We start from the raw sequence: 11855 nt of genomic DNA, 5'->3' as shown, positions 1-11855 counted from the left end.
CGGAAGCACTGGGGGCCGCAAGCACCTATATATCGGTTCTCGACGGAGCGAGTCAACCCCTTGCGGAATAGTGGCCCTGTGGTAGCGCAATGTCTGTACCAAGGCATACGTTAACTCGAACAGAGTTACTAATGGCAGGGAGGCTAGTGTGGCGGTCAATGTGAAAGAAACAGACGGCGCGAGGAGCATCGAGATCACCGAGCGGGATGGTGTGGTCTACGTCGATGGCGGGAGGTTCTGCTACGGGTTTGACCGCAGCATCTTCCTCCGCGCCATCGAACGCGAACTCGGGGTCTGGTTTCTCTCGTCAGAGGAGGAGGGTGTCGACCAGGCTGTATAGATGTTCGAGGGTGGAGTCGTTGAGGAGCTGTATATCGAAATCCTCGGCCTTCACCCCGTTCTCGCTGGCATGGGTGGACGCGGGCGTGGTGCCCGGACTTGGGCGTTCAACCCATGCGGTGAGGCCGCCGAACTGGTGGATCATGGCCAGCTCGTTGGGGAATCTCACTCCTGCCACCACGACGCGCTGGTCTGCGTAGAGGTGGTCGTCGATGCGGCGCGCCATGCGGTCCACCCAGACGTTCTCGCCGTGGAAGTGCCTGCCGCCCTCGGTGCCCGATCGCTGGAGGAATCTACGAACCTCGGGGTTCTTCTTCGCCTCCACGTAGCCGACCCGCTGCACCAGATCAGATAGCCGGATGAACTCGCCGGACAGCGTGCCGGCGGGGGAGTCTTGCGCGTTGACCGGGATGTACGGGTCGACGGTGAGGGCGTGCTCGAGCAGGGCGTCACTCATCCCGAGGCGAGTGAAGCCGTGCGCGCGTTCCAAGTGCATGGCGACTTCATCCTTGCCTGCGCGCAGCTTGCCGCCGACGCCAATGACGAGAGCGGTCATCGGGAGACCACCGCCTTCCAGATCGCCTGCTGCACTTCGCCCATGTCCCAGGAGTGCAGGCGGTGCCCGCGGACGTGCCGGTTGTAGGCGTAGTCGCCGAACACGATGTGCGCCCACTCCGGCGCCTGCGTCCCAGTCACGGACGGCTTGTCGTCGATCAGCACGTCGCCGCGCACGAACGTCTTGTCCGTTGTGAGGATGAGCCGCTGCGCCCAGTGGGTGCCGTAGTGCTTGGCAATCCACGCCATCTTGTCGCTCGCGCAGGTGGGATTACTGATGTACGGGGCGGAAACGATGCGGACGTCGTGGCCCTGCTTGAGGAGGGCCTTGAGCGCCTGCTTGGCCCCCGGAATAGGGGACAATTCGGCGTAGAAGCCGGGGAGGGTCATCACCTCGCGGATGATGGTCTTCTCGTCGTCCGTGCGACCCTCGTTGAGGTCCCAGGCCACCTGCTGCTTGAAGGTGGGGATGCCAACCGACCTGGCGCCGTATGAGGCGACGTGACGGTCATAGGCATGGTGCCAGTCCGCGATGACGCCATCCATGTCCACGAGGATGCGGAGGTTGGTGCTCATGCGGCTGCCTCCCGCCCGTAGTCGATGCCCGTCACGGTGAGTCGCTTCCCAAGGAGCGCACCCTGCGCCTCCGGGATGCCCGCGTGCGTCGCGATCACAGGCTTGAGGTACGCCAGGGTCAGGTGCGGCTTGTACGAGGCGTACGAGTCGACGTGGGGGAGGGCACTCAGCGCCGCGTTCATCTCGAGCAACTCCTCGCCACCGAGCCGCGCGACCAAGCAGCCGTAGCGCAGATCAGGGAAGGGAGACGGGAACACCTCGATGCCCACAATCTCCACCGAGACGGCGCGCGGCCAGCCGATCAGTTCGTTGATGATCTCCTTCTGCTGGTGGGCGGGGGTCAGGAGTCCGTACTTCGCGGTCGCATGGGCGCTCGTCTCGCCGACTGGCCCCTTGACCCAGGTGCGGTAGTCGCCGTCCGGCGCGTAGACGTAATCGCTGTCGATGATGTCGACGCCGTACGACATGCCGTGGAGGATCTCGCGCACTGGCAGTGGGTCGAACGTAAGCCCCACGAAGCCGAGGTTCTTCACGTCGACACCGGCTGCGGCGAGCAACTCCTCCCGGCCAACGAAGTGATTCTTGTCTGCGCTCATCGCACAACCCCCTTCAGGTTCAGCGAGACGGCGGGCACGACCTGCGTGTCCAGCCCGATGCGGATGATGGCGTTCATGCCGTCGTCGATGAGGCGGACGATCACCACCTCGTGGCCGTTCAGGCGGGCCTTGTCGCCCGCGCGCAGCTCAGCCATTGACGATGGCCTTCAGGAGGATTTCGCGGCCGTCCGCCGAGCGGTAGACCTCCCAGCCCTCCACGGGCTCGCGGGTGGCGAAGCGGCCGACAGGGGCGCGCTTGCGGTCGTCCAGGTTGATGATGGCTCGGTAGGGGCCGTACTCGGGGTGGTTCATGCTGCTGTCTCCTCTCCGAAGTGCTCGTCCCACTTGTCGAAGAAGCGGTCCAGCATCTCGTCGGTCTCGTTGATGGTGATCACCGACGCCTGCGGGGCGCCACTGCGGCTCACGATGCCCAGTCGCACCGCGATCTCGTACTTGATCCACTCGAACCACGCGGCTCGTGCGCGGTCGAACTTGGGGTCTTCGCCGAAGTCGGCCGCCAGCGGTCGGTCGGCGGGGCGGTTGTACGGCTTGCGGTAGTCTCCGGCGCTCATGCTGTTGCCTCCTGGATTTGGTTGATGATGTCGGACAGGTCGACGATCGTGTGAAGGCTGCCCCCGAAGCCGAAGACTGGCGCGGTCTGGAACCCCGCCGCCTTGAGCCGCCGTGCGGCCTCCGCGTCCTCGGTCACGTCGATGGTCGTGTGCTCGATGCCGAGTGACTTCAGACGCCTGATGGATGCGCCGCACGAGGCGCATCCGGGCTGGGTGTACACGGTCAAGCGGTTCATGCGGCCACCTCCGTGAGTCGGTAGTGCGTGAGCCGCGAGACAGGCACGGTCGCCGAGCGGGCGGACTGGCCGGACACGAGCGTGGCGTACACGAGGTTGTCGGCGGCCTGATGTAGGTTCAGGACCTTCCATGTGACCTTGCGGTCCAGCGGGCGCTGCGGCCCGACGAACACGATGTCGCCGGGTTTGAAGTCCTGGTCGATGTGGGTCATGCGGTGGGTTCTCCTTCGGGATTAGTGGACTGTTCGGCGATCGCGGCGAGCAGGGCGGCCTTCGGAAACCAGCCGCGAACCTCGGCGCCGTCCTCCGGGTCGATGAGTGTCAGGTGCACTTCGTCGCCGGTCCTGTTGCCTTTCCCGTGGGACACGTAGACGGTCACACGGTCGTCCTCGATGAAGTCGTCTTGGCCGGTGGCCGGTATGCGGATCATGCGTTGCCGCCGTTCGCCTGGAAGGCGTACTTCTCGACCCGCTGCCGGTCGGTGTGGCCGAGCAGCCGCTCCAACAAGGAACGTCGCTTATGTTTCACCGATATCGGCTCTCCGCTTATCGCCGGCGCATTGGTCGAGCCTGCAATGGCCGCGATGAGGCTGGCGGCGTGGAACGAGCCGAGCTTGAATACGTCGCATTCCTCCTCGGCGCCCTCCAGGCTGGTGACCTTCACGTAGCCGGGGTGGGCGGGGTCGCGCTCGATGGCCAGCGAGCCGCTCTGGTCGGCGTTCTCGATGTCGATCATTCGTCTTCTCCGACCATGATGTCGAACTCCGGGAGGAGGTTCTGCGGCTTCAGCACGATGCGCGTGTGGTATTCGCTCACATCAATCGACTCCTCCTGCGTTACGACCACCGAGTCCTGGTCGCCCAGGATGAAGACGTGCTTGCGGTACTCCTCGGGGCTGTACTTGCAGGTGACATCCACGCGCGCGGCTGACGGGTACTCGAATGAGCAACGACCTTCTGCGAAGAAGATCGTTTCGCCTGTGATGCCGTTGATCCCGACAATGGTGCGCTGCACCTCGAACGCCTCGGCGGCTGTCGCGATGTTCTCACTGGCCTTGTCTGCGTCGCTGGTGCACCCCACAAGCGCAGTGAGCGCGAGTGCGACGGTGGCGGCTGCCCAGATGCGGACCTTGGGGTAGTTGGTCTTGCGGCTCATTGCGTCTTCCTTCCGGTTCGTGCGGCCTCAAAGGCCTGAATGGGGATGTGTGCGCCCGCCAGTCGCGCGCGGCGGAGCATGGCGCTCGGCGAGTAGTAGATGGTGAACGCGGCGGCCACGATCAGGAACGCGGCGATACCGGGGAGGGCAGTCTTCATGCGGCCCACACGAACGGCGACGATGAGTTGACAGCCCAGATCAACAGGGCCGCCCCGAGCCAGGCAATGAGGAGGCTGAGCAGCGCCCACCACCGCGAGGGCCGCGGCTTGTCCTCCACGAACAGGTATGCGTAGGTGGCGGCGAGGGAGAGGACGCAAGCAAGGGCGCCCACCAGGGCAACCACGCCCGGCGCCGAGATCACTGCCCAGAGGGCCTGCGGGATGACCAGGAGGGCTTCGAGGAGGCTCACAGCAGCGCCTCCTCGATCTCGGCAATGCTGGCCTTTGCCGCGTTGAACTTGGCTTCGTGCTCCTCGGCCTCGGCGCGCAACGCGACCATCTTGTGCTCGTGGAAGTCGCGGGCCGTGCGCAGCGCGCTGAGCTGCTCCTCCACAGCGGCGGAAAGGGCAGGGTTCATGCGACGGACTCCTTGATCGAGTGGACATTCCAGTTGAGCGATTGGCCGAACACGGCAGCCCAGTAGGCGCCGAAATCGGAGAAGGCGCGGACGCGCACCGTCTTGAGGATGACCAGGCCAGGGACCGCCTCGGCTGTCGTGCCGAGCGTGACGTTCCACTCGGGGCCTTCGTGCGCATCCAGCGCCGGAGGCGCTTCAAGGGCGGCCACGGGGTTCATGCGAGGCCGCCGATGACCTTGGCGAAGTTCTGGGCGTAACTGATTGACCAGGCGATGTCGTCGGCCGCGCGGTGAGCGGTGCCGCTGTCGGGGATGGTGAACTTGTCCTCAACGCCGGCGGCCTGCGCGATCTGCTGGAGAGCGCGGACGTCCAGGTTGCGGTAGTGGACCGCCTCGGCGAAGTCCTGGCTGCGCGAACTGAGCATGCGCCGATCGAACTCGACGCTGTTGCCGAGTAGGTACGGCTTCTCGCCCTCTGGGACATGCTTCTCGATGTCGTCCAGCATCTGGTCGATCACGGTGCTGAAGAACTCACCCGCGTCTGGTGCCAGGACCTCCAGGAGGAGCCCGTTCTCCGAATGCATCTGGTAGGCGGCCGGGTTGGCGCGGAGCCGTCGGATCACTCCGTTGGGGCCGTTGCGAATGACGAACGACCGAAGCGGGCTGATCTGCCCCAGGTCGTGACCGAGAATGGTCCAGGCCACCTCGATGATGATGTCCTCCTCGAAGTCCAGGCCGGTGGTCTCGATGTCGACGGGGAAGTAGTGGGTCACTTGGAAGCCTCTCAGTTCTTGCGGATCTCGGATGCGATGATGCCTACGCCGAAGAAGAAGAGTGCGGCGCCCATCGCGAAGTAGAACCTCGCCCCATCCTCGGGGTAGTTGATGGAGGCGAAGATCCCGATGGCAAGGAAGACGATTCCGACCAGCAGGGCGCTCACTCCTTGCCCTTCTTGCTCTTGGCGGGCTTCTTCCCATCCACGCGCCGCGTAATGCCCTGGGGCGCCTTCTCCGGCCGCGCATCCTCGACGGTGGGCGTGCTGGCGGCGGGCGATGCCAGCTTGGTGACCGTATCCGCGAAGTCCGCGCCGTCGCCCTTTACGCCGAGTTCGTCGCCCATTCGCCGCACTACCGCGATGTCGCTGAATGAGACGGTGTTGTTCAGGCTGCCGATGTAGCCGCCGGTCGCCTTCGGGGCCTCGGGCTTGATGAGGCCTGCCACCTTCTCGGCGGTCTTCTCGTCCGCCTCGCGCTGGGCCTTCTCGGCGCGCACGCGCAGGGTGGTCTGGAGGTCATTCCAGAAGCGGTCGGCGTGGGCGGCCTGGAGTCGGTCGTGTTCGGCTTGCAGGTGGCGATCCGTCTCCTCGTTGCCGCCCATGAGGCTGGCGTAGAGGCGGGTTGCGGGGGAGTACCCCTTGATCCCCAGCGCCTCGATGACGGCGGCCAGCGTTTCGCGGCGGGTCTTCTCGGCGGCGTCCGCGCGGGCCTTCTCGATATCCCGCTTGAAGCTCCGCACAAGGTCGAGTTGGTACTCGCGGCGATCGTCTGCCTCCGCAGATTGCACCGCCTTCGCCTCGGGCGTGAGGTGCCAGGAGTATTCCAGACCCCCGCCGAAGACGCCCGGCTCCATGTGCTCCTCGTATCCGAGCGACTCGAGCTTCGATGCGGCGTCGTTCGCCCGGTCGTTGGCCTCATTGCGCTGCGCCACCATCGACTCCAGGCGCGTCCGCATCTTCCTCTTGCTTTCGTACATGCCTTACTTCCCGCCCTTCGTCTCGTCTGCGGGCCACTCGAACACGACGTGCAGCGCGGAGTAGACCGCCTCGTGGTTGCCGAACGTGGTGTCGCTGGTGACGTCCAGGTCGGCCTGCACGAGGGTCGCATCGGCGGGGATGCCGTAGTCCTCGGTGGCGTCGCGGAGCACGCCGGCCAGGTCGTCCAGCGTGCCGTTGATCGTCAGCGTGCGGCGCATCATCGTCCTGGACATCAGGCGGCCAGCTTCTCTTCGTCGAGCGCGTGCGCCGCGATGCCCTTGGGGGCCTCATCGCCCTCCAGCGTGGCCTTGAAGCCATGCCGGGCGGCCGTATGCCAGACCACGATGCCTTCGGGGCGCATGAAGCCGGGGGCGGCTGCGGAGCCATAGACGCCCAAGCGCCGTAGGGCGCGGTCAATCTCGATCTGATCGAAGATGCCCTCGTACAGCACGGGGACGACACCGAGGCCGGGAACCCCGCCCATGGCGGGCGTATCGGAGTCGCCGATCCAGACGGCCTCCTTGCCCCACCGCGCGGTGTTGAACAGCGAGAATCGCTTGTCGCCGCCTGTGAGGCCGTACTTGCGCTGGATGCCGGAGCCCCACCACTCGCCGAAGTGCGTTCCGGCGCCGAGGGTATCGACGAGCGCCTGCGCGTTGTTCTGCACCCAGCGGGCGAAGCCGTAGTTGTCCCGTTCGGGCGTGATGAAGCGAGTGCGGGACTGCGCGAAGACGAGGTATCCGCCCTGCACGGGTCCGGCTGCTGTTGCCACGAGGTTCCTCGCGTCGTCATCAAATAGGCGAATGGAGGCGCGTTCGGTCTTGATGTGGTCGAGTTCGCCGAGTGTCACGATCACCACGGCGGCATTGGTGCCGTCGAGCTTCTCGCTGATGGTGATGTCGCGGTTGAGCCTCGGCAGCTTTGGGAACGGAGTGAATTCTAGAACGGACATGCAGCCTCCTTGTGGTCGCGGATTAGTGGACTAATCTGGTGTGGTTACCTCAATCTAGCACGCATCACGGCCAAATGCCCACCTTTTTAGTGGACTAAATGTGAAGACCCGCCCGGAGCATCTGACTGCTCGACGGGCGGGTCTGCGGCCCAGGACCACACTCGGCCGCAACACCAGTTTACGGGCGAAAACAGCCGTTTAACGGGCTAAGCGGGTGGGATCGGTCACGAGCCGAACCCGTCCACGACTGCCGCCTCGAACTTGCCGGAGAACGGTAGAAGGGGGAGCGTCTGCGGCAAGTCGTACCGGCGGCCACAGCGCGCGCATTGCACGGCGTAGGCGTAATCCACGTCCCCGTGCCCGAAGTCGCCCTGCGAGTCTTCGCTCACACATTCGCACCAGAAGTCGAAGCAGGCCGTGGTGGCCTTCCATTGGACCCAGATGTGCGGCAGCGCACCCTCCAACGGGGCGGCGCCCAAGAGGGCTTCGATCGCGTCCGCGGCGTCGCGCATCAGGCTGGCGCGCGCGGACGTGGAGCCCTCGGCGAAGCCGCGCAGTTCGGCGATCAGTGCGGTGGGGTCGGTCATGTCCAGCCCGCTTCCGTCAAGTCCTGCCGATGCTGGATGGCGCGCCGGGCGGCTGCGTCGATCGCGTCCCACTGCTCCTCGGTCACGAAGATGCCGAGGCCGCTCTGGTCCTGCGTGAAGCGCACAAAGACGTCGCCCATGTGCTGGCTCATCGCAGAGTCGATGTAGACCTCCGTGGGGCGTTTGCGGCCGTCCGACCAGATCCACTCGGCGCTCTCCTCGTTCGGGTCCGTCACCACGTCACCTCTCCATGGATGAGCCACGTGAGCAGGCAGTGGCCACCGACCAGCACGACCGTGAAGATGGCGCCGCCAAGTAGGCCCGCCACGCCTGGCATGTCATACCAGCGCTCATCACGCACTTCCCGCTCGCTCACTTCCCCACCCCCTTGAACGTGTCGGGCACCGCGGCGAGCGGCGGGTAGACGGCCAGCACGCGCTGGGCGAGTGAGTTCGCCATGCTCGTGAACGGGCTCTCCATCGGCTCGCCGGCGGCCCTCGCCGCGCGGTAGCGCTCCAGCCACTCCTCGGTGGTCTCATCCGGCACCCACCGCTCCGTCTCCAGGGGCTCCAGTGTGATGTCTTCCTCCATGCGGCCCACGTAGAGGTACGGGTTCACCTCCAGCTCCTCCAGCACGGCCTTCGCGCGGGCATGCTGGGCAACCTGCTCAGGCGTCGGGGTGACCGGCTCGTAGTGGCCCTTGCGGGGGAAGCCGGACATCATCGCCAGCATCTCCTCGCTGACGCTCACGCGGTAGCCGCGCTTCTGGACGGTGGGCTCGGTCATGCTTGCTCCTTCTGGAATCGTCGGGGGGCTGTCGGCTGGCTGGATGCGTGCCACTTTCCACATAGGCACTCGTATGCCCGCATCGGCTTGCCCCACGACCGGGCGGACATATAGGTGAAGTGCAGGGCATCTTCTTGCCGCCGGTACGCACGCTTCTGGGGCGTCGGGCATTCGGGCTTGCCGCGCTTCTCTGGGTGCGCCTCCAGTTCGCGTTGACGAACCAACTTCTCCAGGGTGTGCCGCTCCCCGCCGTGCACGAGGCGAAGGCAACGGCCGTACGACGGGTGCACATACTCGCACTGCCGGCGGTCCCTTCTCATGCCGTCGCCCCCTCTCGGTAGGGGTTCTTCATGCTGACAATCTCGACGGGCGTGCCGTCCTCGTACCGCATGGCAGCCACGGCGGCGTCCCAGCCGATTGCGGCGGCGGCCTGCTGCGAGGCGGCTCTGGAGGCGAGGATGGCGTCGATCATGTCGTCCACGCAGGTGCAGTAGTCCGGGTAGCGGTCGGGGTGCTCGCACCGCCATGAGTGCGGCGTGGCGCCGTTGTCGTCCAGGCCTTGCTCGGCGAGGATGCGGCGGAGAGTGTCGCGCGCATCCAGGTCGCTCATGCGGTGGCCTCCTCGTGCCGGTGGCTCTCCATATCGGCCCACCAGCGCTGGTAGGCGAGGCGCGCCAGCTCGTGGTTTGCCGTTCGCGCGTCCCGCACGGCCTGCTTGAGGGCGGGGTCGCTGCTGAACGGGCGGCGGGTCAGGTTGATGGCGTACGGGCGGCCCTCCTGCGCTTCGAGGAGGTCCAGTGCCCCCTCCATGCCGTAGAGCTGGAGCCACGCGGCCTCCCAGCCGTCGGGGCGCCGTTCGGACTCGCGCTGTAGCCAGGCGCGGTTCTCGTCGCGGGCGCTCATGCCGCCCCCTCCTTCGCTTCCAGGGCGGCCTCCAGCACGGCGCGGGAGAGCGCGATGCGGGCGGGCAGTGCCGCCCAGCCGTCCAGCACGCCGGCACCGGCGTGGACCATCTCGTCGGTGATCTCGGCGGTGGACCCGGCCATGTAGCCAGCCATGAACATGCGGTACTCGCCGTAGAGGTGCCCCTCGTCTCGCCAAGTGAAGCCAATCGAGTGGTCGGCCCAGGCGGCCTCAGCCTGCTCTGCCAAGGTGCTCATGCGGTTCCTTCCTTCTCGATGCGGGCGGCCTCGGTTTCCAGGTCGTCGACCACCTCGTGCACGTCCGGCATCACGATCCCGTAGCAGTGCTGCTGGTGGGCGATCAGCTTGTCGCGGAACTCGCGGAGCGCCGTCGCGGCCACCTGGGCGTCGTTGGCGGCCTTCCAGCGGTCGAACTCAGCCAGCAGCGGGGGGTGGTGCCGCTCGCCTTCAGGGAGGTTCGGGCGGTAGCTGTAGCCCAGCCGCACATTCTCGGTCTGGGGTGTGTAGTCGCTCATGCGGTGCCCTCCTTCTCTGCGGCCTTGGACCGCAGGGCGTCGGCGGGGCTCAGGTTCTCCCCGGAGCCGTCATCGAACTCGCGATACAGCGTGCCGTCCTCGCCAGTGAACTCATCCAGGAAGTCGGCGGCCTCCCGCAGCACTGCTGCGTCGTTCGCGGCCTTCCAGCGGTCGAAGTCGGCGGCATCCATGGACCATTCGATGCCGAGATGCTTGACCAAGTCGCGCACGTCGTCGGTGGTGGGGGTGTAGTCGCTCATGCGGTGGCCTCCTTCTGGGTCGGGGTGTCGTAGCCAGTCGCGCTACGTGCGGCCATCTCTCGGCGGCGCTGGCGCAGATACGCAGCCTCCTCGCGTCGGATGGACCGGTCGCCGGCACTCTTCGCCCAGGCGGCGGTGGGGCGCCAGTATTGCCGGGTGGAGGAGGGCTGGTACGACTGAATTGTGCCGTACACGACTCTCCCCACGTAGCCCCCGCGGCGGTGCGGGTGCACGATGGTCGCTCGCTCCAGCACGCTCATGCGGTCACCTCTTCGCACCAGGCGGCGTTGAGCGTGTAGCGGAACCCGCTCGTCGTCTCCAGCACGTAGCAGGGCTGGTCGACGAACGCGATCGCGCGGCCCTGCCAGTCGACTCCGGGGAGGTGCGGGTTGGCGGCGCGCACCATCTTGCCCACCAGTTCGCCCTGCGCGCTCATGCGGTGGCGTCCTTCGTGTCGGACGCCCCGGCGCCCAGTGCGGCCTCGAGCGCGGCGTGCACGTTGCGGTGCACGTAGGAACCACCGTCAGCGTCCTTTACTGCTGACCGCATGTATGCATCGACGGCGACGTTGAGCACCTCGTCGGTGATCTCGAGTTTCGGGTGCTTGTGGCTGCGCGCGTAGAATTCCACCATCAGCACGAACGCCTTGTCAGGGAAGCGGCGCACTGCGGACGGCGACCAGCCGACGCTCTCTAGCGCTTCTCGTGCCTCGTCCTCGCTCACGCGGTGGCCTCCTTCTCTGTCAGCCACGGGCCAGCCAGCATGGACAGCCCTTCCGTGACCGCGCGCACCAGTACCCCATCGGGGTCGGGGTCCTCGAAGAGCCCCTCGTTGACAACCGAGAAGATGCCGTTGTGGATGAAGCCTTCCGCGCTCTCAGCCTCGGCCTCGCGGATCACCAGGTACTCGTAGGGCAGTTCGCGAACGTCCGGGGTGTCTATGCCCGGATCGGTCCCCTTGTAGACGTCCACGACGAGGTGGATGCGGGCCGCCAGGGTCTCGCCCCCCGCTTCCTGGTCGCTCATGCGGCTTCCTCGGCGGGCGCCGCGTCCTCGAGATTCAGCGTGTCGATCCGTTCGACATGCGCACCCTCCACTCCAGCCGTGACGCGGGCGGAGTTCTCGAAGTTGCTGGACTGCTCCAGCAGGCGGCGCAGGTCGCCGAGCGTGAGGTAGCCCTCCTCGGTGTACGCGGTGATGGTCTTCGTGATGGTGCTCAAGGTGTGGTCCTCTCCTTGTGGCCTCGCAGCCGTGTGGTGGTGTGGTATCGCCAGTTTAGTGGACTAATCCGTGGGCGTCTACCCCCAATGCGGGCGGAAAAGGCCAAAAATAGCGCGGTAGCGCGGCGTTTACGGCGGTTCGATCGGCCGGCGTGCTTGCGTGGGAGCGGTGCAACGAGAAGCGGAGAGCCACCGGGTTATGACTCCGGTGACTCTCCGTGGCTGCTCCGTAGGAAGAACAAGGCCAGTCTTGCGGT

35 protein-coding genes are annotated in these 11855 nt (G+C 66.1%); 1 reads left to right on the top strand and 34 read right to left on the bottom strand.

What is annotated here, in order from left to right; genetic code table 11:
- The first annotated feature begins 148 nt into the window (after positions 1-148).
- Positions 149-340, top strand: a complete 192-nt coding sequence (locus NQ151_RS06405) for a hypothetical protein (RefSeq protein ID WP_257527447.1) — start codon at positions 149-151, stop codon at positions 338-340.
- Here NQ151_RS06405 and NQ151_RS06400 read toward each other — a convergent pair.
- The 34 genes from NQ151_RS06400 to NQ151_RS06235 form a co-directional block, all read right to left on the bottom strand.
- Positions 308-895 carry a deoxynucleotide monophosphate kinase family protein gene (locus tag NQ151_RS06400; RefSeq protein ID WP_257527446.1) on the bottom strand — a complete coding sequence of 196 codons (588 nt, stop codon included), beginning with the start codon at positions 893-895 and terminating at the stop codon, positions 308-310. The genes NQ151_RS06405 and NQ151_RS06400 overlap by 33 nt on opposite strands.
- A complete protein-coding gene (locus tag NQ151_RS06395; RefSeq protein ID WP_257527445.1) occupies positions 892-1470 on the bottom strand; it encodes a 5' nucleotidase, NT5C type in 579 nt (192 codons plus the stop codon). Before NQ151_RS06395 ends, NQ151_RS06400 begins: the two co-directional genes overlap by 4 nt.
- The gene (locus NQ151_RS06390) at positions 1467-2066 is read right to left on the bottom strand and encodes a 2'-5' RNA ligase family protein (protein ID WP_257527444.1); all 600 of its coding nucleotides are present in this window, start codon (positions 2064-2066) and stop codon (positions 1467-1469) included. The genes NQ151_RS06395 and NQ151_RS06390 overlap by 4 nt, the downstream gene beginning before the upstream one ends.
- Entirely contained in the window at positions 2063-2221 is a 159-nt protein-coding gene (locus NQ151_RS06385; protein ID WP_257527442.1) for a hypothetical protein, read from the bottom strand. Before NQ151_RS06385 ends, NQ151_RS06390 begins: the two co-directional genes overlap by 4 nt.
- Positions 2214-2378 carry a hypothetical protein gene (locus tag NQ151_RS06380; protein WP_257527440.1) on the bottom strand — a complete coding sequence of 55 codons (165 nt, stop codon included), beginning with the start codon at positions 2376-2378 and terminating at the stop codon, positions 2214-2216. Before NQ151_RS06380 ends, NQ151_RS06385 begins: the two co-directional genes overlap by 8 nt.
- On the bottom strand, positions 2375-2638 hold the full coding sequence (locus NQ151_RS06375; RefSeq protein ID WP_257527439.1) for a hypothetical protein: 264 nt from the start codon (positions 2636-2638) through the stop codon (positions 2375-2377). Before NQ151_RS06375 ends, NQ151_RS06380 begins: the two co-directional genes overlap by 4 nt.
- Positions 2635-2874 carry a glutaredoxin family protein gene (locus NQ151_RS06370; protein ID WP_257527437.1) on the bottom strand — a complete coding sequence of 80 codons (240 nt, stop codon included), beginning with the start codon at positions 2872-2874 and terminating at the stop codon, positions 2635-2637. Before NQ151_RS06370 ends, NQ151_RS06375 begins: the two co-directional genes overlap by 4 nt.
- Positions 2871-3086 (bottom strand): hypothetical protein, encoded by a 216-nt coding sequence (locus NQ151_RS06365; protein ID WP_257527436.1) that lies wholly within the window; start codon positions 3084-3086, stop codon positions 2871-2873. Before NQ151_RS06365 ends, NQ151_RS06370 begins: the two co-directional genes overlap by 4 nt.
- Positions 3083-3304: a hypothetical protein gene (locus NQ151_RS06360; RefSeq protein WP_257527435.1), complete on the bottom strand. Its 222-nt coding sequence runs from the start codon at positions 3302-3304 to the stop codon at positions 3083-3085. The genes NQ151_RS06365 and NQ151_RS06360 overlap by 4 nt, the downstream gene beginning before the upstream one ends.
- The gene (locus NQ151_RS06355) at positions 3301-3609 is read right to left on the bottom strand and encodes a hypothetical protein (RefSeq protein WP_257527434.1); all 309 of its coding nucleotides are present in this window, start codon (positions 3607-3609) and stop codon (positions 3301-3303) included. The genes NQ151_RS06360 and NQ151_RS06355 overlap by 4 nt, the downstream gene beginning before the upstream one ends.
- A complete protein-coding gene (locus NQ151_RS06350) occupies positions 3606-4028 on the bottom strand; it encodes a beta-sandwich lipoprotein (RefSeq protein ID WP_257527433.1) in 423 nt (140 codons plus the stop codon). Before NQ151_RS06350 ends, NQ151_RS06355 begins: the two co-directional genes overlap by 4 nt.
- Complete coding sequence (locus NQ151_RS06345) at positions 4025-4186, bottom strand: hypothetical protein (protein WP_257527432.1); 162 nt, start codon at positions 4184-4186, stop codon at positions 4025-4027. The genes NQ151_RS06350 and NQ151_RS06345 overlap by 4 nt, the downstream gene beginning before the upstream one ends.
- Positions 4183-4437: a DUF308 domain-containing protein gene (locus NQ151_RS06340; protein ID WP_257527431.1), complete on the bottom strand. Its 255-nt coding sequence runs from the start codon at positions 4435-4437 to the stop codon at positions 4183-4185. Before NQ151_RS06340 ends, NQ151_RS06345 begins: the two co-directional genes overlap by 4 nt.
- Positions 4434-4604, bottom strand: a complete 171-nt coding sequence (locus NQ151_RS06335) for a hypothetical protein (RefSeq protein ID WP_257527429.1) — start codon at positions 4602-4604, stop codon at positions 4434-4436. Before NQ151_RS06335 ends, NQ151_RS06340 begins: the two co-directional genes overlap by 4 nt.
- Positions 4601-4813, bottom strand: coding sequence for a hypothetical protein (locus tag NQ151_RS06330; RefSeq protein ID WP_257527428.1), 213 nt, complete (start codon positions 4811-4813; stop codon positions 4601-4603). Before NQ151_RS06330 ends, NQ151_RS06335 begins: the two co-directional genes overlap by 4 nt.
- Positions 4814-4818: 5 nt before the next feature.
- Positions 4819-5376: an exonuclease domain-containing protein gene (locus tag NQ151_RS06325; protein WP_257527426.1), complete on the bottom strand. Its 558-nt coding sequence runs from the start codon at positions 5374-5376 to the stop codon at positions 4819-4821.
- Between the two features lie 11 nt (positions 5377-5387).
- Positions 5388-5543 (bottom strand): hypothetical protein, encoded by a 156-nt coding sequence (locus tag NQ151_RS06320; RefSeq protein ID WP_257527425.1) that lies wholly within the window; start codon positions 5541-5543, stop codon positions 5388-5390.
- Positions 5540-6313: a hypothetical protein gene (locus tag NQ151_RS06315; RefSeq protein WP_257527424.1), complete on the bottom strand. Its 774-nt coding sequence runs from the start codon at positions 6311-6313 to the stop codon at positions 5540-5542. Before NQ151_RS06315 ends, NQ151_RS06320 begins: the two co-directional genes overlap by 4 nt.
- 45 nt (positions 6314-6358) lie before the next feature.
- Positions 6359-6589, bottom strand: coding sequence for a hypothetical protein (locus tag NQ151_RS06310; protein WP_257527423.1), 231 nt, complete (start codon positions 6587-6589; stop codon positions 6359-6361).
- Positions 6589-7308 (bottom strand): RNA ligase family protein, encoded by a 720-nt coding sequence (locus NQ151_RS06305; protein ID WP_257527422.1) that lies wholly within the window; start codon positions 7306-7308, stop codon positions 6589-6591. Before NQ151_RS06305 ends, NQ151_RS06310 begins: the two co-directional genes overlap by 1 nt.
- Positions 7309-7532: 224 nt before the next feature.
- Positions 7533-7895 carry a hypothetical protein gene (locus NQ151_RS06300; RefSeq protein WP_257527421.1) on the bottom strand — a complete coding sequence of 121 codons (363 nt, stop codon included), beginning with the start codon at positions 7893-7895 and terminating at the stop codon, positions 7533-7535.
- Complete coding sequence (locus NQ151_RS06295; RefSeq protein ID WP_257527420.1) at positions 7892-8131, bottom strand: hypothetical protein; 240 nt, start codon at positions 8129-8131, stop codon at positions 7892-7894. Before NQ151_RS06295 ends, NQ151_RS06300 begins: the two co-directional genes overlap by 4 nt.
- Positions 8128-8271, bottom strand: coding sequence for a hypothetical protein (locus NQ151_RS06290; protein WP_257527419.1), 144 nt, complete (start codon positions 8269-8271; stop codon positions 8128-8130). The genes NQ151_RS06295 and NQ151_RS06290 overlap by 4 nt, the downstream gene beginning before the upstream one ends.
- On the bottom strand, positions 8268-8681 hold the full coding sequence (locus tag NQ151_RS06285) for a hypothetical protein (protein WP_257527418.1): 414 nt from the start codon (positions 8679-8681) through the stop codon (positions 8268-8270). Before NQ151_RS06285 ends, NQ151_RS06290 begins: the two co-directional genes overlap by 4 nt.
- Before the next feature lie 316 nt (positions 8682-8997).
- Positions 8998-9291, bottom strand: a complete 294-nt coding sequence (locus tag NQ151_RS06280) for a hypothetical protein (RefSeq protein ID WP_257527417.1) — start codon at positions 9289-9291, stop codon at positions 8998-9000.
- On the bottom strand, positions 9288-9584 hold the full coding sequence (locus NQ151_RS06275) for a hypothetical protein (RefSeq protein WP_257527416.1): 297 nt from the start codon (positions 9582-9584) through the stop codon (positions 9288-9290). Before NQ151_RS06275 ends, NQ151_RS06280 begins: the two co-directional genes overlap by 4 nt.
- Positions 9581-9841 (bottom strand): hypothetical protein, encoded by a 261-nt coding sequence (locus tag NQ151_RS06270; protein ID WP_257527414.1) that lies wholly within the window; start codon positions 9839-9841, stop codon positions 9581-9583. Before NQ151_RS06270 ends, NQ151_RS06275 begins: the two co-directional genes overlap by 4 nt.
- A complete protein-coding gene (locus NQ151_RS06265) occupies positions 9838-10119 on the bottom strand; it encodes a hypothetical protein (protein WP_257527412.1) in 282 nt (93 codons plus the stop codon). The genes NQ151_RS06270 and NQ151_RS06265 overlap by 4 nt, the downstream gene beginning before the upstream one ends.
- Positions 10116-10379, bottom strand: a complete 264-nt coding sequence (locus NQ151_RS06260; RefSeq protein WP_257527410.1) for a hypothetical protein — start codon at positions 10377-10379, stop codon at positions 10116-10118. Before NQ151_RS06260 ends, NQ151_RS06265 begins: the two co-directional genes overlap by 4 nt.
- Positions 10376-10639, bottom strand: coding sequence for a hypothetical protein (locus NQ151_RS06255; RefSeq protein ID WP_257527409.1), 264 nt, complete (start codon positions 10637-10639; stop codon positions 10376-10378). The genes NQ151_RS06260 and NQ151_RS06255 overlap by 4 nt, the downstream gene beginning before the upstream one ends.
- Positions 10636-10815, bottom strand: coding sequence for a hypothetical protein (locus NQ151_RS06250; RefSeq protein ID WP_257527408.1), 180 nt, complete (start codon positions 10813-10815; stop codon positions 10636-10638). Before NQ151_RS06250 ends, NQ151_RS06255 begins: the two co-directional genes overlap by 4 nt.
- The gene (locus NQ151_RS06245; protein ID WP_257527406.1) at positions 10812-11102 is read right to left on the bottom strand and encodes a hypothetical protein; all 291 of its coding nucleotides are present in this window, start codon (positions 11100-11102) and stop codon (positions 10812-10814) included. The genes NQ151_RS06250 and NQ151_RS06245 overlap by 4 nt, the downstream gene beginning before the upstream one ends.
- Positions 11099-11404, bottom strand: coding sequence for a hypothetical protein (locus tag NQ151_RS06240; protein WP_257527405.1), 306 nt, complete (start codon positions 11402-11404; stop codon positions 11099-11101). Before NQ151_RS06240 ends, NQ151_RS06245 begins: the two co-directional genes overlap by 4 nt.
- Positions 11401-11598, bottom strand: a complete 198-nt coding sequence (locus tag NQ151_RS06235; RefSeq protein ID WP_257527404.1) for a hypothetical protein — start codon at positions 11596-11598, stop codon at positions 11401-11403. Before NQ151_RS06235 ends, NQ151_RS06240 begins: the two co-directional genes overlap by 4 nt.
- Positions 11599-11855 lie beyond the last annotated feature (257 nt).

It is taken from the genome of Microbacterium sp. zg-YB36 (assembly GCF_024623575.2).
Classification (GTDB): domain Bacteria; phylum Actinomycetota; class Actinomycetes; order Actinomycetales; family Microbacteriaceae; genus Microbacterium.
Note: the sequence above shows the minus strand (reverse complement) of the source record. Positions and strands in the feature narration are given on the sequence as shown.